Below are 17,988 nucleotides of genomic sequence, written 5' to 3'. Positions count from 1 at the left end.
GACGTCGGCAAAGGCTCCTCCTACAATCTGCCGATGGCTCTTCCCCCCGAAGTTTGCATTCGCGGCGCCGGCATCGTCGGCCGGACGCTGGCGCTGCTGCTGGCCCGCGAACGCGTCCGCGTGGCGCTGGTCGTGCCCGCCGCGCCGCCGGCCGGCCAGGATGTTCGCGCCTATGCGCTGAACAGTGCCTCGAAGACCCTGCTCGAATCGCTGCGCGCCTGGCCCGCCGCGGCCCATGCCACCCCGGTGCGCGAAATGCAGGTGCACGGCGACGAAGGCGGACGGGTGCAATTCTCCGCCGCCCGCCAGAAGGTCGATGCGCTGGCCTGGATCGTCGACGTGCCCGCGCTCGAGCAGCAGCTGAGCGACGCGGTGCGCTTCCAGCCCCGCGTCGAGGTCGTCGCCGCGCCGGTGGCCGCCCCCCTGACCGTGGTCTGCGAAGGCCGCATCAGCGCCACCCGCGAAGCGCTCGGCGTGGGCTACGAGGTCACGCGCTATCCCCAGCATGCGATCGCCGCCCGGCTCGAAGCCGAGCAGGCGCACGACGGCATCGCGCGCCAGTGGTTCAACGACAAGGGCGAGGTGCTGGCGCTGCTGCCGCTCGGTGACACCGACCGCTCGCTGGCGCTGGTCTGGTCGGTCGACCAGTTCCACGCCCCGACCTTGCTGGCGCAACCGGCCGATGTCTTCACCGCCGCCCTGCGCGAAGCCAGCCACGACGCGCTCGGCGCGTTCCGGCTCACCAGCGAGCGCACCGCCTGGCCGCTGCAGCGGGCCATCGCCGATCGCTGGACCGGCGCCTTCGGCGACGGCGGCGCCTGGGCACTGGCCGGCGACGCCGCCCACACGGTGCATCCGCTGGCCGGCCAGGGACTGAACCTGGGGCTGGGCGATGCCGCCGCGCTGGCCGAGGTGATCCGCTCCCGCGACTACTGGCGCAGCGTGGGCGACGCCCGGCTGCTGCGCCGCTACGAGCGCGCACGCCGCACCGACGTGCTGTCGATGAGCCTCGCCACCGACGGCCTGCAGCAACTCTTCGCCCACAGCGCCGACCCCCTGCCGGCGCTGCGCAACTGGGGCATGCGCGGTTTCGACCGCACACGGCTCGTCAAGAACTGGATCGCCCGCCAGGCCATGGGCCTGCAGTGATCCCCGGAACATCACCATGAAGCACCCTGTCCGCCCCCTGTTCGCCGCCCTGGCGGCCCTGATGTTCGGCATGGCGCTGAACGCCACCGCCGGCGAGGCCGAGATCCGAAAGAATCTCGCTGCGCGGATCCCGCAGTTCGCCAAGATCGACGAGGTCACGAAGGCGCCGATCCCCGGCCTCTACGAGGTGCGGGTCAACGGCTTCGAGATCTTCTACACCGACGAACAGGGCAACTACCTGCTGCAGGGCAACCTGATCGACGTCAAGGAACGCAAGAACCTCACCGAAGAACGCGTCGAGAAGCTCAGCCAGGTGGCCTTCGACAAGCTGCCCGGCAAGGACGCCATCAAGATCGTGCGCGGCAACGGCAAGCGCCGGCTGGCGGTGTTCGCCGACCCGAACTGCGGCTACTGCAAGCAGTTCGAGCGCGACCTCACCAAGGTCGACAACGTCACGATCCAGCTCTTCCTCTATCCGGTGCTCGGACCCGACTCGGTGGTCAAGTCGCGCAACATCTGGTGCGCCAAGGACAAGGCCAAGTCGTGGGACGACTGGATGCAGCGCGGCGTCGCGCCGGCGGCTGCCGAATGCGACACCACTGCCCTCACGCGCAACCGCGAGTTCGGCCAGAAATACAACATCACCGGCACGCCGACCTTGATCTTCAGCGACGGCACGCGCGCACCGGGCGCGATCCCCGCCGCGCAGGTCGAGAAGCAACTCGCTGCGCTCAATTGATGGCCACGCCGGCCGTCCACTGCCGCGTCGAGTGCGCGGATCGCAAGGCGCATCTGTTCGCCATCACGCTCACCGTCGCCGAGCCGGCCGCGCTGCAGCGCCTGGCGCTCGCGGCCTGGATTCCCGGCAGCTACCTGCTGCGCGAGTTCTCGAAGAACCTGCAGCAGCTGCGCGCCCAGCAGGGGCGCCGCAAGCTGGTCGTGCGCCAGCTCGACAAGGCCGGCTGGGAAGTCGACTGCACGCCGGGCAAGCCGCTGGTGCTGCGCTACGAGGTCTGCGCCTACGACAACTCGGTGCGCACCGCCTGGCTGGACGCCGACCGCGGCTTCTTCAACGCCACCAGCGTCTGCCTGCAGGTCGAAGACCAGGTCGACGCGCCGCATGCGCTCGAGGTGGTGGCGCCGCCCGCCGCCGCCGACGGCGCGCGCTGGTCCTGCGCCACCGCCTTGCGGCCGACCCGCGTCGACCGCCAGGGCTTCGGCAGCTACCTGGCCGCGAACTTCGACGAACTGGCCGACAGCCCGGTCGAGATGGGCCCCTTCTGGAGCGCCGAATTCGAGGCCTGCGGCGTGCCGCACCGCTTCGTGGTCGCCGGCGCCCCGGCCTCCTTCGACGGCGAGCGGCTGATCGCCGACACGCAGGCGATCTGCGAGACGCAGATGCGCTTCTGGCATGGCGACAGGGTCGGCAAGCGCGGCGGCCCGAAGCCGCCGCACGACCGCTACGTGTTCATGCTCAACGCCGTCGACGACGGCTACGGCGGTCTCGAGCACCGCCATTCGACGGTGCTGATCTGCACCCGGCGCGACCTGCCGCAGCTCGGTGTCCGCAAGCAGCCCGAGGGCTATACCACCTTGCTCGGCCTGGTCAGCCACGAGTACTTCCACACCTGGAACGTGAAGCGCCTGCGGCCGGTGGAGTTCGCCCGCTACGACTACGGCCGCGAGAACTACACCGAGCTGCTGTGGCTGTTCGAGGGTTTCACCAGCTACTACGACGACCTGCTGCTGCGCCGTGCTGGGCGCATCGACGACGCCACCTATTTGCGCCTCGTCAACAAGACGGTCAACCAGGTCCTGCAGACGCCGGGCCGGCTGGTGCAGTCGGTGGCCCAGGCCAGCTTCGACGCCTGGATCAAGTACTACCGCCAGGACGAGCAGACGCCCAACACCACGGTGAGCTACTACACCAAGGGCGCCCTGGTCGCCATGTGCTTCGACCTCACGCTGCGCGCCGAAGGCAAGGGCACGCTCGACGACGTGATGCGGCTGCTGTGGAAGCAGACCGACGGCGGCCCGATCGCCGAGTCCGACGTCGCCGCCGCGCTGGAGACCGTCGGCGGCCGGTCGTACGCGGCCGAACTCGCGCGCTGGGTCCACACCACCGACGAGCTGCCCCTGGCCGACCTGCTGCGCGCCCACGGCGTGGCCGCGCTCGACGACCCGGCGCAGCGGGCGCAGGAGCTCGGCCTGCGCGTCACCGAGACCGGCGGCAGCATCCAGGTCAAGGTGGTGCTGCGCGGCGGCGCCGCCGAACAGGCCGGCTTCTCGGCCAACGACGAATGGATCGGCATCGAGCTGCCGGCGGCCAAGGGCCGGCCGGCGCAGGGCTGGCGCCTGGCGCGGCTCGACGACCTCGCGCTCTACCTCGGGCCGCTGCGCAAGGCGACGGCCCTGGTCGCCCGCGATCGCCGCCTGCTGCGCCTGCCGCTCACGCTGCCCGCCGGCGTCACGACCTGGCGCCTGTTCGCGCAGGATCCGGCCCGGATGGCCGCCTGGCTGCATCCGCAGTAACCGCCGGGCCGCCTCAGATTGTTCGTTTCAAGGAGACACCCATGAGCTACGAGAACATCGAAGTGCGCGTCGAGGCCGAGAAGGTCGGCATCGTCACGCTGAACCGCCCGAAGGCGTTGAACGCCCTCAACGACGCGCTGATGACCGAGCTGGGGCAGGCGCTGAAGGCCTTCGACGCCGACCCGGCCATCGGCTGCATCATCCTGACCGGCAGCGAGCGCGCCTTTGCCGCCGGCGCCGACATCGCGGCGATGGCCAAGTACAGCTTCCAGGATGTCTACAAGGGCGAGTACATCACGCGGAACTGGGAGACCATCCGCCAGATCCGCAAGCCGGTGATCGCCGCGGTGAGCGGCTTCGCGCTCGGCGGCGGCTGCGAGCTGGCGATGATGTGCGACTTCATCATCGCGGCCGACAACGCGAAGTTCGGCCAGCCCGAGATCAAGATCGGCGTCATTCCCGGGGCCGGCGGCACCCAGCGGCTGCCGCGCGCGGTCGGCAAGTCCAAGGCCATGGACATGGCGCTGACGGCCCGCATGATGGACGCCACCGAGGCCGAGCGTGCCGGACTGGTGAGCCGCATCGTGCCGTACGAGAAGCTGGCCGAGGAGGCCCTCGGCGCGGCCCTGACGATCGCGAGCTTCTCGCAGATCGCGGTGATGGCGGCCAAGGAATCGGTCAACCGGGCCTTCGAGGGCGGGCTGTCCGACGGCGTGATGTTCGAACGCCGGCTGTTCCACGCGCTGTTCGCGACCGCCGACCAGAAGGAAGGCATGGACGCCTTCCTGACCAAGCGCACGCCCGACTTCAAGAACGAGTAGGCGTCAGGGATTGCGCGGCGGCTCCGGTGCGGCGGCCGCTTCGGGTGCCTTCACTGCCTCCTGCAGCGCCTGGCGCAGCGCCGCCAGCGCTTGCGGCGATGGCGCCCCCGTGGCTGGCGGCGCCCGGCCTTCGCGCCAGCGCACCTGGGCGCCGGAAATCTCGAACACGGCCAGCGAGTCCGGGCCGCGCTCCAGCGTGACCCGCCATTCGGGCGTGCCGCCGAGCGGCCGGGGTCCGACGGCTGACAGCGCGGCAGATCCCAGCAGCGCGTTGAGTTCGCGCGCCTCGGGCCGCGACAGGCTGCGGCTCTCGCCGCCGCGCCGGCTGATCGTGATGCGGCTCCAGGTCGCCAGCGCGTCGAAAGTCGGGGGGTCGGTCTCGTCGGTGCGGACGGTGGGCGGCGTCTTGCGGGCCGGATTGGGCGGCAGCGCGGCGGCGACGCCCGGGGCGACCTGCCCCGGCGCACGCTCGTCGATCGAGGGAAGCGTTGCAGGGCCGCGCGGCGGTGGCGGGATGGCGACTGGGGGCGCGACCCGGGCCGGCGGCAGCGTTCGCAGCGGCGCTGTTGCTGGCGGTGGTGGTGGTGGCGCTGGCGCTGGCGGCGGTGGCATAGGGATCGGCTCCAGCGACGGCAACAGCGAGGCGACCGGCCCGTCTGCAGGTGCAGATGCTGGCGCAGGCGGCTTCGGTGGCGCAGGCCGGGGTACATCTTTCGCGATCTCGGCATCGAGCTTTGGACCGGGCGGCTGGCGCTGCCAGAGCACGCCCGCGACGAGCGCCGCCAGGGCGATGGCGAAGACCGCGCCCCATCGTTTGCCGCGCCGACCGCGCCCTGTCGATTGCCACCACGGGCGGGCGGCACGCTCCAGTTCGGCGGCGTCGGTGGCCGGGTCGGTCGCGCCGACGGCATCGTGAGCGTCGCGCAGGATCGCCTTGCGCAGCCGCCAGTCGGGCGCCGCGTTCTGGTCAGGCGCGTGAAGCAGCGCCTTGCGCAGGCGGTCGTCGCGCAGGTCGTCGGGCGCGTCGTTGGCGGCACTCATGCGTGGGACACCCATACGGAAAGATAGCGCTCCATGCAGCCGCGCAATTTCTTCAAGGCGCGGCCCTGGTGGCCGCGAACGGTCTCGGCGCCGATGTCGAGGGTGGCCGCCATCGCCTCCAGCGTGAAGCCCTCCTCCTGGTGCAGCAGGAAGGCGGCGCGCTGGTCGTCCGGCAGTTCGTCGAGGCAGGCGAGCAGACGCCGCCCGGCCGCCTGCCAGAAGGCCAGTTCCTCCGGCGACGGCTGCGCGCCATCGTTGGCGGCGGCGGCGCCGTCGCGCAGCAGGCCGCGGCTGAAGAGCTGCGCCGCCTCCAGGCCATCGCCGTCCTCGTCATGGGCATAGAACGCGACCTCGCGGCCGCTGACCCGCAGCCGCTCGTTCGCCATGCGATAGGCGATCGTGAAGGCCCAGATACGCCAACTCGACTGCTTGGGCGAAAAACTGTCCCGCGCCGACACGATCCGCGACCAGGTCTCCTCGAACACCTCCCCCACCTCGGCCGCCAGCCGCAGGCCCAGCAGGCGGCGCACGAAGCGGAACAAGGCGCTCTCATGGCGCTCGTAGAGGGCGTCGAAGGCGTGGACGTTGCCGCCGGCGTAGGCCAGCATCAACTGGTCGTCGCTGAGGGCGTCGAAGGGGTCGGGGATCGCGGCGGCGGGCGAAGGCATCGGCGGATTTTGACCTGATGCGCTGCGGCCTGCGAAATCGCCGCCGCTCATAAAACTTTGGAGGGCTGGATCGACACGCCGCAGAAAACGCTATAATCCTGGGCTCGGCTCTTTAGCTCAGTCGGTTAGAGCGATGGAATCATAATCCACAGGTCCGCGGTTCGAGTCCGTGAAGAGCCACCACTCCCAGGAAAGCCTGCTATCCCACCGATAGCAGGCTTTCTTCTTTCAGCGCCTCGGCCCGCGCCAGGATGCCCTCCAGGATCCCCGGCAGTTCGAACATCGCCCGGTTGCGCACCTTGCGCGTCGCCTCCTGGTAGCGGCCCAACTGCCCGGTCAGCGCCTCGACCGCTTGGTCGACCTTGGCGAAGCTGCTGCACACCAGCCCGACCCCCTGCTCGCGCACCCACTGGGCGTTGTAGCGTTCCTGCGGCAGCGTCCAGCGGTTGCGCACCACGATCACCGGCAATTGCATCTGCACCGCCTCACTCAGGCAGCCCGGGCCCGGCTTGCCGATGAAGAAATCGGCCAGGCGCATGTAGTGCGCGATGTCGGGCGTGAATTCCAGCACCAGGCGAGGCGCCCGCGCCGGCAGCGCGCGCAGGGCCCGCGCCAGCGCCGCGTTGTGGCCGCAGGCGAGGATGAGCGGGGTCTCGGGCAGGCGTTTCGCGATCCCGAGCATCGCCTTCGAGCCCTGGCCGCCGAACAGCACCATGCCGGTCGGCCGGTCGGCGTCGAGGCCGAGTCGCACCCGCTCGACCGCCCGGTCGACCCGGGGCGGCTCGTGGAACGCCGCGCGCATCAGCATGCCCGAGCTGGCATGGATCCGCGCGTCCGCATAGCCCGCCGCGCGGGCCTGCTGCACCGCCTTGGCCGAGCCGCACACCAGGTGCTGGTCCAGCCCCTGCTCGATCCAGAAATGCGGCGGATGGTCGGCCAGGTCGGTCAGCACGGTCACGTAGGGAACGCCCGGCAAGGTCGAGCCCAGCGACTCGCACAGCGCGCGATTGAAGTTCGGGATCAGCGACACGACCATGTCGGGCTCGGTCGCCAGCCAGTGCTGCTGCAGCTGCCGCAGCAGCGGCGCGTGGCCCCAGCGGATCATGCCCTGCAGCAGCTTGAGTTCCTGCGCCAGGCCGAGCGTCCAGCCGCGCGCGAGCCGCTTGTTGTAGACGTCCTCGGGGTCCATGCCGGTCAGCTTGCGGAAGCTGTCCTTCGGGTCCAGCACCTCGCGCAGGTTGACCCGCCGCACGGTCCATGGCAGAGCGGCACGCGCGATCGCGGCTTCCAGTGCCAGCGCCGAAGCGCGATGGCCGCCGCCGGCATTGAAGTAGACGAGGTCGACGGTTCGCGCGCCGGACATCGCCGTCATGCGGGGACCGCCGCCGCGCGCCGCGAAGCCGCCGCCCCGAGGCCCGTCCGCGTCGGCAACTGGCCGGCCCAGTGCAGGATCTCGAGCGACCCGTCGGCATGCTCGGCCAGCGCCGTCAGGCTCTCGACCCAGTCGCCGTCATTGGCATAGAGGATGCCGTCGATGTCGCGAAGTTCCGCGTGGTGGATGTGGCCGCAGACCACGCCCTGCACGCCGCGCCGGCGGGCCTCCCGCGCCACCGCGCTCTCGAAGTCGCCGACGTAGCTGACCGCGCGCTTGACCTTCAGCTTCAGGTACTTCGACAAGGACCAGTAGGGCAGCCCCATGCGCGCGCGCAGCGAGTTGAGGTGCCGGTTCAGCTTCAGCGTGAACTCGTAGAGCGAATCGCCGACATGGGCCAGCCACTTGGCGCACTGGATCACGCCGTCGAACAGGTCGCCATGCATGACCCACAGCTTGCGGCCGTCGGCGGTCTCGTGGATCCACTCCTCCGCGACGTCGATGCCGCCGAAGTTGTGCTGCAGGTACTTGCGCGCGAACTCGTCGTGGTTGCCCGGGATGAAGATCACGCGCGTGCCCTTGCGGGCCTTGCGCAGCAGCTTCTGGATCACGTCGTTGTGCGCCTGCGGCCAGTACCAGTGGCGCCGCAGCTGCCAGCCGTCGATGATGTCGCCGACCAGGAACAGCGTCTCGCACTCCGTGTGCTTCAGGAAGTCGAGCAGCGCCCGCGCCTGGCAGCCCGGGGTGCCCAGGTGCAGGTCGGAGATCCAGAGGGTCCGGTAGGTCTGTGGCGGCCGCGTGACTTCTTCGTCATCGGTGGTGCCACCGGCCGGGCCGGTCGTGTCGCGCCATGCGCGAAGGAAAGCGTCGTCGCGTTGCATGGACGGACACGATCGCAGCCGCCCGTGACGCGCCGGAGGCACCGCGGTGACGCCCGCATGACAGGGGAACCCTGGGGTTGTGACAGTCGGGTTGCACCCGAGAATCCCGCTCATGCGACCCGGCCAGATCATCGTTCTCGCGACACCGTTCTTCTTCCTGCTCATCGGCATCGAATTCTTCGTCGGCCGGATGCGCGCGCGGCGCGGCAGCGGCCAGGACACCTACCGCCTGCCCGACACGCTCAACAGCATCGGCCTCGGCATGCTGAGCCAGATCAGCGCCGCCCTCACCGGGCTGCTGCGCATCGGCATCTACACCGCCGTCTGGTCGGCCTTCGCGCTGTTCCCCGACACCGACTTCTGGACCCGCTGGTACGGCTGGCTGCTGGCTCTGGTCTTCTACGACTTCTGCTACTACTGGCTGCACCGCTTCGGCCACGAGAGCGCCGTGCTGTGGGCGGCGCACGTGGTCCATCACCAGAGCCAGCACTACAACCTGTCGACGGCCTTGCGCCAGACCTCCAGCGGCGCGCTGTTCGGCTGGATCTTCTACCTGCCGATGGCGATCGCCGGCGTGCCGCCGCTGGTGTTCGGGGTGGTCGCGCTGGTCGACCTGCTCTACCAGTTCTGGGTCCACACCGAGCAGGTCGGCAAGCTGGGCTGGTTCGACCGCTGGTTCTGCTCGCCGTCGAACCACCGCGTGCACCACGCAGTCAACGACCGCTACGTCGACCGCAACTACGGCGGCGTGCTGATCGTCTGGGACCGCCTCTTCGGCAGCTTCCAGGAAGAAGGCGAGCGCTGCGTATACGGCACCCGCAGCCCGCTGCGCAGCTGGGACCCGCTGTGGGCCAACGCCGAGGTCTATGCATCGCTGGCGCGCGACAGCTGGCGCACCCGGCACTGGAGCGACAAGCTGCGGCTGTGGTTCAAGCCGCCCGGCTGGCGGCCGGCCGACCTGGCGGCGAACGATCCGAAACCGCCCTTCGACATCGCCGGCGTGCAGCGCTACGAGCCGCAGGCCTCGCGCGGCGTGCAGGTCTTCGCGGCGCTGCAGTTCATCGCGCTGCTGGGCGGCGCCACCGCCTTCCTGTGGTTCTCGGACACGCTCGCCTTCACCACCTCGCTGGTCTGGCTCGCTGCGCTGACCGCCGGGCTCTGGGCCACGGGCGCCGTGCTGCAGGGCCGGCTGCCGGTGATCGGCGTGCTGTTCGTCGATGCCGCCGCGCTGGCGGCCGCGAGCGGCGCGCTCGGCATCGCCGGCCTGCATGTCGTCGCCAAGCCGCTGGCGCTCGCGATCCTGATCGTCTTCGCCGGCCTGCGTGCGCGCAGCGACGCCATGCCGGGGCGCTTCGCCCTGCTGCTGCTCGCGGGGCTGGCGGCCTCGCTGGCCGGGGACGTCCTGCTGATGTGGCCGACGTTGTTCATCCCCGGCCTGGTCGCCTTCCTGCTGGCGCATCTGGCCTACATCGCGCTGTTCGCTGAAGGCGTGGGGCTCTTTCCGCGCCGTCGGGCGCTGGCCGCCACGCTGGCGGTGGGCGTCTCGATGTACGCCTTCCTGTGGTGGGGCGGGCTGCCGGCCGGCCTGCGGATCCCGGTCGGCCTGTACGTGGTGGTGATCGCCTGCATGGCGGCGCAGGCGCTCGGTCGCGCGGCCGTGCTCGGCGATGCGGGGGCGCGGCAGGTGGCGCTGGGCGCCTGCCTGTTCATGTTGAGCGACGCGCTGCTGGCCACCAACCGCTTCGTGCAGCCGCTGCCGGTGGCTTCATTGTGGGTGCTGGCCAGCTACTACGCGGCGCAATGGCTGATCGCGGCGAAGGTGCGCGCGCGCTGAAGCGGCGCCCGCTCAGCTGCCGAACATGTCCCCATCGCGCTGCGGCGGCGCCACGCCCAGGTGCCGGTACGCCGCCAGCGTCGCGATCCGCCCGCGCGGCGTGCGCTGCAGGTAGCCCTGCTGGATGAGGTACGGCTCAATCACGTCCTCGATCGTGCCCGACTCCTCGCCGATGCTGGCCGCGATGTTGTCGAGGCCGACCGGTCCGCCATCGAAGCGATGGATCACGGCTTCGAGCAGCTTGCGGTCCATCAGGTCGAAGCCCTGCGGGTCGACGTCGAGCATCGCCAGCGCCTTGTGCGCGACGTCGATGGTGATGCGACCGTCGCTCTTCACCTGCGCATAGTCGCGCACGCGGCGCAGCAGCCGGTTGGCGATGCGCGGCGTGCCGCGCGAGCGCTTCGCGATCTCGAGGCCGCCTTCATCGTCCATCGGCACGCCGAGCAGGCCGGCACTGCGCCGCACGATGCGCGCGAGTTCTTCCGCCGTATAGAACTCCAGCCGCGCCACGATGCCGAAGCGGTCGCGCAGCGGATTGGTCAGCATGCCGGCGCGCGTGGTGGCGCCGACCAGCGTGAAGGGCTGCAGGTCGAGCTTGATGCTGCGCGCCGCCGGGCCCTCGCCGATCATGATGTCGATCTGGTAGTCCTCCAGCGCCGGGTAGAGGATTTCCTCGACCACCGGCGACAGCCGGTGGATCTCGTCGATGAAGAGCACGTCGTTGCGCTCGAGGTTGGTCAGCAGGGCGGCCAGGTCCTTGGGCTTCTCGAGCACCGGGCCCGAGGTCTGGCGCAGGTTGACCCCGAGCTCGGCCGCGATGATGTGCGACAGCGTGGTCTTGCCGAGCCCCGGCGGGCCGAACAGCAGCACGTGGTCGAGCGCCTCGGCCCGATGGCGCGCCGCACCGATGAAGATCTCCAGCTGCTCGCGCACCTTGGCCTGGCCGACGTACTCGTCGAGCAGCTTGGGCCGCAGCGCGCGCTCGATGGCTTCCTCGTTGGGCGAAGCGGGTGCGGCCGAGACCACGCGTTGCGGGGCCGGGGCGAAGTCGTCGGTCTGGATGGTCATGGAGCGGATCGGAAGAGGACGCAGTTTAGAGCTTGTTCGGGGCCCCGCTGCGGCAGAATGCGCCAGCGAAAGGAGGCCGATTCGCCCATGAACGACAACGACCGCGCGCTCTGTGCCGCCACCGCGGGCCTGCTGCGCGCCAGCGGCGTGATCGCGGTCTGGGGCCTGGCGCTGGCCTTGATCGCCGGCCTGGTGCTGGCCCTGACCGGCCGCTCGCTGCCGGCAGCGTCCTGGGCCACCTTCGCGTTGATCGCGCTGGCCGGCCTGCCGGAGCGCTACCTGGCGCTGCGGCTGCGCGTCGACACCGCCCTGTTCGAGGGCCTGGCCCAGGGCACGATCGCCTCGCTCCCGGTGCTGGACCACACGCTCGAGCAACTGGGCCTGCGGCGCGGCAGCGAGGCCGCGCGGGCACTGGCCGACCGGGTCCTGGGCACGCGGCTGGCCATGCAGCGCCACGGCATCGTGGTGGTGCTGCAGACCGTGGTGTTCGCGCTCGCCCTGGCGCTGCAGGACAGCCGCTGAACCCGGCCGCTACTTCGCCAGCGCCCGCAGCGCCAGCTTGATGCCCTCGCCCACCGCCACGTCCTTCGGCAGTGCCTTGAGCGAGGCGGCCGCTTCCTTGTCGCTGTAGCCCAGCGCCACCAATGCCTGCAGGATGTCGGCCTGCGCGTCGGTCGCGGCATGGGCGGGCAGCGCGATGTCGGCGCCCAGCTTGCCCTTGAGCTCGAGCAGCAGCCGCTCGGCGGTCTTCTTGCCGATGCCGGGAATCTTCACCAGCCGGCCGGCCTCCTGCAGCGTGATCGCCTGCGACAGCTCACCCACGCTCATGCCGCTCAACACGCCCAGGGCGGTGCGCGGCCCGACGCCGGAGATCTTGATCAGCAGCCGGAAGGCGGCCCGTTCCTCGGCGGTGCCGAAGCCGTAGAGGATCTGGGCGTCTTCCCGCACCACGAAGTGCGTCAGCAGCGAAACCCGCTCGCCGGCACCCGGGAGGTTGTAGAAGGTGCTCATCGGCACATCGACCTCGTAGCCGACGCCGTTGCAGTCCACCACCACCTGCGGCGGATTGCGTTCGGCCAGGATGCCGGTGAGTTTGCCTATCATGGGTGCCCTTTTCGCTTTTGAAATGAAACTCGCGTGATTCTGCGACACACCTTCGCCCCGCCCAACAACACGCGCCTGGGCCACCTCTGCGGCCCGCTCGACGCGCACTTGCGGCGCATCGAGGAAGCACTCGACGTCAAGATCGCGCACCGCCACGAGCAGTTCAAGATCGACGGCTCCAAGGTCAACGCCCATCGCGCCATGGAAGTGCTGCAGGCGCTCTACGAGATCGCCCAGCGCGTGATCGACCCGGCGGTGGTGCAGCTCACGCTGGCCAGCGACAGTTCGATGGACGACGAGGACGCCCCGGTGCTCGCCACGCGGCGGCCCGACCTGCGCGCCCGCACCCCGACCCAGGCGCTCTACCTCGAGAACATCGCCAGCCACGACATCACGCTGGGCATCGGCCCCGCGGGCACCGGCAAGACCTACCTGGCGGTGGCCTGCGCGGTCGACGCGCTCGAGCGCAGCGCGGTGCAGCGCATCGTGCTGACGCGGCCCGCGGTCGAGGCCGGCGAGCGGCTCGGCTTCCTGCCCGGCGACCTGACGCAGAAGGTCGACCCCTACCTGCGGCCGCTGTACGACGCCCTCTACGACCTGATGGGCTTCGACCGCGTGCAGAAAGCCTTCGAACGCAATGCGCTCGAAATCGCACCACTGGCCTTCATGCGCGGGCGCACGCTCAACAACGCCTTCGTGATCCTCGACGAGGCGCAGAACACCACGGTCGAGCAGATGAAGATGTTCCTGACCCGGATCGGCTTCGGCGCCAAGGCGGTGGTCACCGGCGACGTCAGCCAGATCGACCTGCCCAAGACCCAGCCCAGCGGGCTGATCGACGCCGAGCGCGTCCTCAAGCGCGTCAACGGGATCGCCATCACGCGCTTCACGAGCGCGGACGTGGTGCGCCATCCGCTGGTGGCGCGGATCGTCGATGCCTACGACAACGCGCGCAAGCGCACCGCGGCGCACTGACATGGCACTCCCGGACCTGTCGCTGTCGCTCCAGTTCGCCCGCTTCAAGGGCGTCGAGCGCCATCGCGCCGCCCTGCCGCGGCACAGCGTCGCCCGCTGGATCCGGCACGCACTCGATGCCGACGGCGAGATCACGGTGCGGCTCGTCGATGCCGACGAAGGCCAGCAGCTCAACCGCGAGTTCCGCGGCAAGGACTACGCCACCAACGTGCTCACCTTCGACTACGCGCAATCCCCGGTTGTGATGGCCGACCTGGTGCTGTGCGCGCCGGTCGTGGCACGCGAGGCGAAGGAGCAGCGCAAGACGCTGGCCGCGCACTACGCCCACCTGCTGGTGCACGGCACCCTGCATGCGCAGGGCTGGGACCACGAGACCGGCGAGGCCGATGCCGAGGAGATGGAGGCGCGCGAGATCGAGATCCTCGCGGGCCTGGGGATACGGAATCCTTACTGAGACCTTGCGGGACCGCCTGAGACTTTGCGGGACAGACCAACAAACTGCGCAGCAGTTTTTGCTCTGTCCTCAACTGATCAGATCCGCATCTCCAACGGAATCGTCACCGGCCCATCGTTCACCAGCCGCACCTGCATGTCGGCGCCAAATTCCCCCGTCGCCACCACCGGATGCGCATCGCGCGCCCGGCCCACGAAGTACTCGTACAGCCGCCGCCCTTCATCGGGCGCCGCCGCCTGCGTGAAGCTCGGCCGGTTGCCGCCGCTGACGTCGGCCGCCAGCGTGAACTGGCTCACCACCAGCAAGCCGCCGCCGACGTCCTGAACGCTGCGGTTCATCTTGCCGGCGTCGTCCGCGAAGATGCGCAGCTTCAGGATCTTCGCCAGCAGCCGGTCGGCCACCGCATCGGTGTCGCCGCGCTCGGCGCACAGCAGCACCAGCAACCCCGCATCGATCGCGCCCAGGGTGCGCCCGGCGATGTCGACCCGCGCGCTGCCGACGCGTTGCAGCAGCGCCTTCACAGCGTCTCGGCCCTCGGCGTGGCGCGCGCCTCCATGCCCAGCGGCAGCAGCTGGATGGTTACGCGCAGGCCCGGCAGCGCGTCCATCAGCGCCTGCTCCAGGCCATCGCGCAGTCCGGCGGCGCGCTCCAGCGACCAGGCACCCGGCACGTGCATGTGGAGGTCGGCGAAGCGCCGCTGGCCGGCCCGGCGGGTGACGATGTCGTCGAAGCGCAGCTGCGCTCCCTCCGGCACGCCGGTCGCGAAACGTTCGAGCGTGGCTTGCAGCAAGGCCAGCGACTCGGGCTCGATCGCCTCGTCCATCAGGCCCTGCGACGAGCGCCAGACCAGCGACAGGCCTTCGCGCACGATGTTCAGCGCCACGCCGATGGCCAGCACCGGGTCGAGCCAGAGCCAGCCGGTCAGGTGGACCGCCACGATGCCGACCACCACTGCCGCCGAAGTCCAGACGTCGGTGACCAGGTGGCGCGCGTCGGATTCGAGCGCGATCGAGCGATGCACGCGCGCGGCCTTGAACATCACGAAGGCCAGCCACCCATTGAAGGCCGAGCTGATGATCGACAGCCCCAGCCCCCAGCCGAGCTGCTCGAGCGGCTGCGGCGAGAGCAGCCGCAGCACCGCCACCCAGATGATGGCGATCGCCGCGCCGATGATCAGGATCCCTTCGAATCCCGACGAGAAGTACTCGGCCTTGTGGTGGCCATACGGATGCTCGTCGTCCGCCGGGCGGGACGCGACCGTGACCATCGCCAGCGCGAAGGTGGCGCTCGCCAGGTTCACGAACGATTCCATGGCGTCCGAGATCAGCCCCATGGAGTTGGTGATGTAGCCGGCCGCGCCCTTCAGCACGATCGTGACCAGGGCGACCACGATCGAGACGCGCAGCAACTGTGCGGGAGTCAGCGAAGCGAATTTCAAGGGATGAAAGGTAACAACAATGCAAAGTGCGGACAAAGGCGCAATGACCGGGCGGGCCGCGCTGGTGGATTATCGGGGTCGGTCCGCCCCTCGCGTACCATCGACTGCAACGCCCAGAATCGTTGCGGAGGTCCAGTGAACAAGAATTCGAACCAGGTCCTGCGGGGCCTCGTCCTCGCCCTGGCCGGCGTCGGCGCCCCGATCATCCATGTCGGCAACGCCCTCGCGGCCGAGACGTCCAAGCCCTCGGCAGCCGAGGAACGCGCCGGCATCGTCAAGTCGGTCCGCGGCGATGTCCAGCTGCTCAGCGGCAGCGCCAAGGCACGGGCCGCGTTGGCCGGCGACGCCATGGCGCCGATCGACCGCCTGCAGACCGGCGCCGACTCCGGCGCCAGCGTGGTGCTGCGCGACGGCACCACCCTGGTCGTCGGCCCGTCCTCCAGGCTGGACCTCAAGCAGTTCCATTTCGACTCGACCACCCAGGACGGCGGCATGGTGGTCTCGCTGCTGCGCGGCACGCTGCGCATGGTCACCGGCCTGATCGGCAAGACCCATCCCGATGCCGTGCGCGTCGAGACGCAAAGCGCGGTCATCGGCATTCGCGGCACCGACTTCATCGTCGAGACGGATTCGCAGCCGTGACGCCTCGCTCCCACTGCCTGCTTGTCACGCTCCTGGCATCCGCCCTGCTCGCCGCCTGCTCCACGCCGCCGACCACCCGTGTCGTGCTGCTGCCCCAGGCCGACGGCAAACCGTCCGCGGTGGTGGTCAGCACCGAGGACGGCGAGGAAACGCTGTCGCAGCCCTACGAGCGGGCGACGGCCAAGCTGGGCGCCCACGGGGCGCCGAACGTCGACAAGGCCGACCCCGAGCGCGTCAAGCAACAGAACAAGACGCTGTTCGAGCTGATGCCGCCGCCCGCACAAAGCTTCACCGTCTACTTCGAAGTCGGCGGCACCGTGCTCACGGCCGCCTCGCAAGTCACCATGAACGAGGCCCTGGCGGCGGCCCTGGCGCGCAGCGGCGGCGAGATCGTGGTCACGGGCCACACCGACACGGTCGGCACGCAGGCACGCAACGACAACTTGTCGCTGACCCGCGCGCTGGAAATCCGGCAACTCTTCATCGCCCGGGACTTCCCGCCGGTCCGGATCGAGGCCGTGGGCCGCGGCGAGCGCGACCTGCCGGTTCGCACGGCCGACGAGGTCGCCGAGCCGCGCAACCGCCGCGTGACCATTGAAGTGCGATAGCCCGCAACGGGCCGGGCGGCTCAGCTCAGGGTGACCTTGGCGAACTTGCGCTTGCCCACCTGGACGACGTAGGTGCCCGCGGGCAGCTTCAGTGCCTTGTCGCTGACCACGGCTGAGTCGACGCGGACCCCGCCGCCGTCGATCAGGCGGTTGCCTTCGGAGGTCGAGGGCGCCAGGCCGGCCTGCTTGAGCAACTGGGCGATGCCCAGCGGGGCGCCGCCCAGCGCGACTTCCGGGATCTCGTCGGGCACGCCGCCCTTGCTGCGGTTGATGAAGTCCTGCTCGGCCGCCTCGGCCGCCGCGGCGCTGTGGAAGCGCGCGGTGATCTCCTTGGCCAGCGCGACCTTGGCGTCCTTCGGGTTGCGCCCGGCCTCGACCTCGGCCTTGAGGGCCGCGATCTCGGCCAGCGACCTGAAGCTCAGCAGGGTGTACCAGCGCCACATCAAGGTGTCGGAGATCGACAGCACCTTGGCGAACATGGTGTTCGGCGCCTCGCTGATGCCGATGTAGTTGTTCTTGCTCTTCGACATCTTCTCGACGCCGTCGAGCCCCTCCAGCAGCGGCATAGTAAGTATGCACTGCGGCTCCTGGCCGTATTCCTGCTGGAGATGCCGGCCGACGAGCAGGTTGAACTTCTGGTCGGTGCCGCCCAGCTCGAGGTCCGACTTGAGCGCCACCGAATCGTAGCCCTGCATCAGCGGATAGAGGAACTCGTGCACCGAGATCGATTGCCCGGCCTTGAAGCGCTTGCTGAAGTCGTCGCGCTCCATCATCCGTGCCACCGTGTACTTGGCGGCGAGCTGGATCATCCCGCGGGCGCCCAGCGGATCGCTCCACTCGGAGTTGTAACGGATCTCGGTCTTGGACGGGTCGAGTACGAGACTTGCCTGTTTGTAGTAGGTTTGCGCGTTGGCCTCGATCTGCTCGCGGGTCAGAGGCGGCCGGGTGCTGTTGCGCCCCGACGGATCGCCGATGGTGGTGGTGAAGTCGCCGATCAGGAAAATCACCGTATGGCCCAGGTCCTGCAGCTGGCGCATCTTGTTGAGCACCACGGTGTGGCCGATGTGGATGTCCGGCGCGGTCGGGTCGAGGCCCAGCTTGATCCGCAGCGGCGCCCCGGTCGCCTCGGAGCGCTGAAGCTTGCGCACCCACTCGTCCTGGGGGAGCAGCTCGTCAGTCCCACGGAGTGAAATTTCGAGGGCCTGTCCTACAACTTCGGACAGACTTGTGGATGTAACAAAACCGGGGTTCATGGGGCTCTTTGGCTGTTTTCTCTATGGCCGAAGCTATACTCAGCCCGACTTTTCCAAGCGCCGGATTCTAAGCGGCGCTGTGAACGCACCGTCCTGCCGCCCGTCCGACACGGCCCTCGCAGTACGGATTTGCTGAACCTGAGCTGGA

General features: G+C 69.7%; 19 protein-coding genes and 1 tRNA gene. 11 read left to right on the top strand and 9 right to left on the bottom strand.

Going from position 1 to position 17,988, the window contains the following annotated elements; all coding sequences use genetic code 11:
• Window positions 1-33: 33 nt before the first annotated feature.
• The 4 genes from QZH52_RS08790 to QZH52_RS08775 all read left to right on the top strand — a co-directional run bounded on the left by QZH52_RS08790 (window position 34) and on the right by QZH52_RS08775 (window position 4,502).
• Complete coding sequence (locus QZH52_RS08790) at window positions 34-1,149, top strand: FAD-dependent monooxygenase (protein ID WP_301806940.1); 1,116 nt, start codon at window positions 34-36, stop codon at window positions 1,147-1,149.
• 61 nt (window positions 1,150-1,210) lie between these two features.
• Window positions 1,211-1,888, top strand: a complete 678-nt coding sequence (locus QZH52_RS08785) for a DsbC family protein (protein ID WP_301807462.1) — start codon at window positions 1,211-1,213, stop codon at window positions 1,886-1,888.
• The gene (locus QZH52_RS08780; protein WP_301806938.1) at window positions 1,888-3,681 is read left to right on the top strand and encodes a M61 family metallopeptidase; all 1,794 of its coding nucleotides are present in this window, start codon (window positions 1,888-1,890) and stop codon (window positions 3,679-3,681) included. The genes QZH52_RS08785 and QZH52_RS08780 overlap by 1 nt, the downstream gene beginning before the upstream one ends.
• Before the next feature lie 41 nt (window positions 3,682-3,722).
• Entirely contained in the window at window positions 3,723-4,502 is a 780-nt protein-coding gene (locus QZH52_RS08775; protein ID WP_286525507.1) for an enoyl-CoA hydratase, read from the top strand.
• Between the two features lie 3 nt (window positions 4,503-4,505).
• On the opposite strand, the gene QZH52_RS08770 is transcribed toward QZH52_RS08775, so the two are convergent.
• Both QZH52_RS08770 and QZH52_RS08765 read right to left on the bottom strand, forming a co-directional pair.
• Window positions 4,506-5,543 (bottom strand): hypothetical protein, encoded by a 1,038-nt coding sequence (locus QZH52_RS08770; protein WP_301806927.1) that lies wholly within the window; start codon window positions 5,541-5,543, stop codon window positions 4,506-4,508.
• Window positions 5,540-6,211 (bottom strand): RNA polymerase sigma factor, encoded by a 672-nt coding sequence (locus QZH52_RS08765; protein ID WP_301806924.1) that lies wholly within the window; start codon window positions 6,209-6,211, stop codon window positions 5,540-5,542. The genes QZH52_RS08770 and QZH52_RS08765 overlap by 4 nt, the downstream gene beginning before the upstream one ends.
• Window positions 6,212-6,317: 106 nt before the next feature.
• Here QZH52_RS08765 and QZH52_RS08760 point away from each other — a divergent pair.
• Window positions 6,318-6,394: transfer RNA gene (locus tag QZH52_RS08760), tRNA-Met, on the top strand.
• 16 nt (window positions 6,395-6,410) lie between these two features.
• Here QZH52_RS08760 and QZH52_RS08755 read toward each other — a convergent pair.
• Both QZH52_RS08755 and QZH52_RS08750 read right to left on the bottom strand, forming a co-directional pair.
• Window positions 6,411-7,583 carry a glycosyltransferase gene (locus tag QZH52_RS08755; protein ID WP_301806921.1) on the bottom strand — a complete coding sequence of 391 codons (1,173 nt, stop codon included), beginning with the start codon at window positions 7,581-7,583 and terminating at the stop codon, window positions 6,411-6,413.
• Window positions 7,580-8,464 (bottom strand): UDP-2,3-diacylglucosamine diphosphatase, encoded by an 885-nt coding sequence (locus tag QZH52_RS08750; protein WP_301806918.1) that lies wholly within the window; start codon window positions 8,462-8,464, stop codon window positions 7,580-7,582. Before QZH52_RS08750 ends, QZH52_RS08755 begins: the two co-directional genes overlap by 4 nt.
• 112 nt (window positions 8,465-8,576) lie before the next feature.
• On the opposite strand from QZH52_RS08750, the gene QZH52_RS08745 reads away from it, so the two are divergent.
• Window positions 8,577-10,298 (top strand): lysoplasmalogenase family protein, encoded by a 1,722-nt coding sequence (locus tag QZH52_RS08745; RefSeq protein ID WP_301806914.1) that lies wholly within the window; start codon window positions 8,577-8,579, stop codon window positions 10,296-10,298.
• 12 nt (window positions 10,299-10,310) lie between these two features.
• Here the strand turns inward: QZH52_RS08745 and ruvB are convergent, their stop codons facing one another.
• Complete coding sequence (gene ruvB / locus QZH52_RS08740) at window positions 10,311-11,366, bottom strand: Holliday junction branch migration DNA helicase RuvB (protein ID WP_286525515.1); 1,056 nt, start codon at window positions 11,364-11,366, stop codon at window positions 10,311-10,313.
• An 87-nt stretch (window positions 11,367-11,453) separates the two neighbouring features.
• Between ruvB and QZH52_RS08735 the strand changes: the two genes are divergently transcribed.
• Complete coding sequence (locus QZH52_RS08735; protein ID WP_286534829.1) at window positions 11,454-11,888, top strand: hypothetical protein; 435 nt, start codon at window positions 11,454-11,456, stop codon at window positions 11,886-11,888.
• A gap of 9 nt (window positions 11,889-11,897) precedes the next feature.
• On the opposite strand, the gene ruvA is transcribed toward QZH52_RS08735, so the two are convergent.
• Window positions 11,898-12,470, bottom strand: a complete 573-nt coding sequence (ruvA, locus tag QZH52_RS08730; protein WP_286525520.1) for a Holliday junction branch migration protein RuvA — start codon at window positions 12,468-12,470, stop codon at window positions 11,898-11,900.
• Window positions 12,471-12,503: 33 nt separating this feature from the next.
• Between ruvA and QZH52_RS08725 the strand changes: the two genes are divergently transcribed.
• Both QZH52_RS08725 and ybeY read left to right on the top strand, forming a co-directional pair.
• The gene (locus tag QZH52_RS08725) at window positions 12,504-13,445 is read left to right on the top strand and encodes a PhoH family protein (protein ID WP_286534830.1); all 942 of its coding nucleotides are present in this window, start codon (window positions 12,504-12,506) and stop codon (window positions 13,443-13,445) included.
• A 1-nt stretch (window position 13,446) separates the two neighbouring features.
• A complete protein-coding gene (gene ybeY / locus QZH52_RS08720; RefSeq protein ID WP_301806903.1) occupies window positions 13,447-13,899 on the top strand; it encodes an rRNA maturation RNase YbeY in 453 nt (150 codons plus the stop codon).
• Between the two features lie 77 nt (window positions 13,900-13,976).
• Here the strand turns inward: ybeY and dtd are convergent, their stop codons facing one another.
• Together dtd and QZH52_RS08710 are read right to left on the bottom strand one after the other, a co-directional pair.
• Window positions 13,977-14,420 (bottom strand): D-aminoacyl-tRNA deacylase, encoded by a 444-nt coding sequence (dtd, locus tag QZH52_RS08715; RefSeq protein ID WP_301806902.1) that lies wholly within the window; start codon window positions 14,418-14,420, stop codon window positions 13,977-13,979.
• Complete coding sequence (locus QZH52_RS08710; RefSeq protein ID WP_301806901.1) at window positions 14,417-15,337, bottom strand: cation diffusion facilitator family transporter; 921 nt, start codon at window positions 15,335-15,337, stop codon at window positions 14,417-14,419. The genes dtd and QZH52_RS08710 overlap by 4 nt, the downstream gene beginning before the upstream one ends.
• A gap of 135 nt (window positions 15,338-15,472) precedes the next feature.
• Between QZH52_RS08710 and QZH52_RS08705 the strand changes: the two genes are divergently transcribed.
• Window positions 15,473-15,979 carry a FecR family protein gene (locus QZH52_RS08705; RefSeq protein WP_301806899.1) on the top strand — a complete coding sequence of 169 codons (507 nt, stop codon included), beginning with the start codon at window positions 15,473-15,475 and terminating at the stop codon, window positions 15,977-15,979.
• Window positions 15,976-16,587 carry an OmpA family protein gene (locus QZH52_RS08700; protein ID WP_301806895.1) on the top strand — a complete coding sequence of 204 codons (612 nt, stop codon included), beginning with the start codon at window positions 15,976-15,978 and terminating at the stop codon, window positions 16,585-16,587. The genes QZH52_RS08705 and QZH52_RS08700 overlap by 4 nt, the downstream gene beginning before the upstream one ends.
• 20 nt (window positions 16,588-16,607) lie before the next feature.
• On the opposite strand, the gene tyrS is transcribed toward QZH52_RS08700, so the two are convergent.
• Window positions 16,608-17,840, bottom strand: coding sequence for a tyrosine--tRNA ligase (tyrS, locus tag QZH52_RS08695; protein ID WP_301806892.1), 1,233 nt, complete (start codon window positions 17,838-17,840; stop codon window positions 16,608-16,610).
• Between the last annotated feature and the right edge of the window lie 148 nt (window positions 17,841-17,988).

This window comes from Variovorax ginsengisoli, from assembly GCF_030486595.1.
In the GTDB taxonomy this organism is placed as follows: Bacteria; Pseudomonadota; Gammaproteobacteria; order Burkholderiales; family Burkholderiaceae_C; genus Variovorax; species Variovorax ginsengisoli_B.
Note: the sequence above shows the minus strand (reverse complement) of the source record. Positions and strands in the feature narration are given on the sequence as shown.

Bases quoted from the DNA above. Each gene is read 5' to 3' on its own strand.
- QZH52_RS08790 (WP_301806940.1), top strand. From the start codon at position 34: ATGGCTCTTCCCCCCGAAGTTTGCATTCGCGGCGCCGGCATCGTCGGC.
- QZH52_RS08785 (WP_301807462.1), top strand. From the start codon at position 1,211: ATGTTCGGCATGGCGCTGAACGCCACCGCCGGCGAGGCCGAGATCCGA.
- QZH52_RS08780 (WP_301806938.1), top strand. From the start codon at position 1,888: ATGGCCACGCCGGCCGTCCACTGCCGCGTCGAGTGCGCGGATCGCAAG.
- QZH52_RS08775 (WP_286525507.1), top strand. From the start codon at position 3,723: ATGAGCTACGAGAACATCGAAGTGCGCGTCGAGGCCGAGAAGGTCGGC.
- QZH52_RS08770 (WP_301806927.1), bottom strand. From the start codon at position 5,543: ATGAGTGCCGCCAACGACGCGCCCGACGACCTGCGCGACGACCGCCTG.
- QZH52_RS08765 (WP_301806924.1), bottom strand. From the start codon at position 6,211: ATGCCTTCGCCCGCCGCCGCGATCCCCGACCCCTTCGACGCCCTCAGC.
- QZH52_RS08755 (WP_301806921.1), bottom strand. From the start codon at position 7,583: ATGACGGCGATGTCCGGCGCGCGAACCGTCGACCTCGTCTACTTCAAT.
- QZH52_RS08750 (WP_301806918.1), bottom strand. From the start codon at position 8,464: ATGCAACGCGACGACGCTTTCCTTCGCGCATGGCGCGACACGACCGGC.
- QZH52_RS08745 (WP_301806914.1), top strand. From the start codon at position 8,577: ATGCGACCCGGCCAGATCATCGTTCTCGCGACACCGTTCTTCTTCCTG.
- ruvB (WP_286525515.1), bottom strand. From the start codon at position 11,366: ATGACCATCCAGACCGACGACTTCGCCCCGGCCCCGCAACGCGTGGTC.
- QZH52_RS08735 (WP_286534829.1), top strand. From the start codon at position 11,454: ATGAACGACAACGACCGCGCGCTCTGTGCCGCCACCGCGGGCCTGCTG.
- ruvA (WP_286525520.1), bottom strand. From the start codon at position 12,470: ATGATAGGCAAACTCACCGGCATCCTGGCCGAACGCAATCCGCCGCAG.
- ybeY (WP_301806903.1), top strand. From the start codon at position 13,447: ATGGCACTCCCGGACCTGTCGCTGTCGCTCCAGTTCGCCCGCTTCAAG.
- tyrS (WP_301806892.1), bottom strand. From the start codon at position 17,840: ATGAACCCCGGTTTTGTTACATCCACAAGTCTGTCCGAAGTTGTAGGA.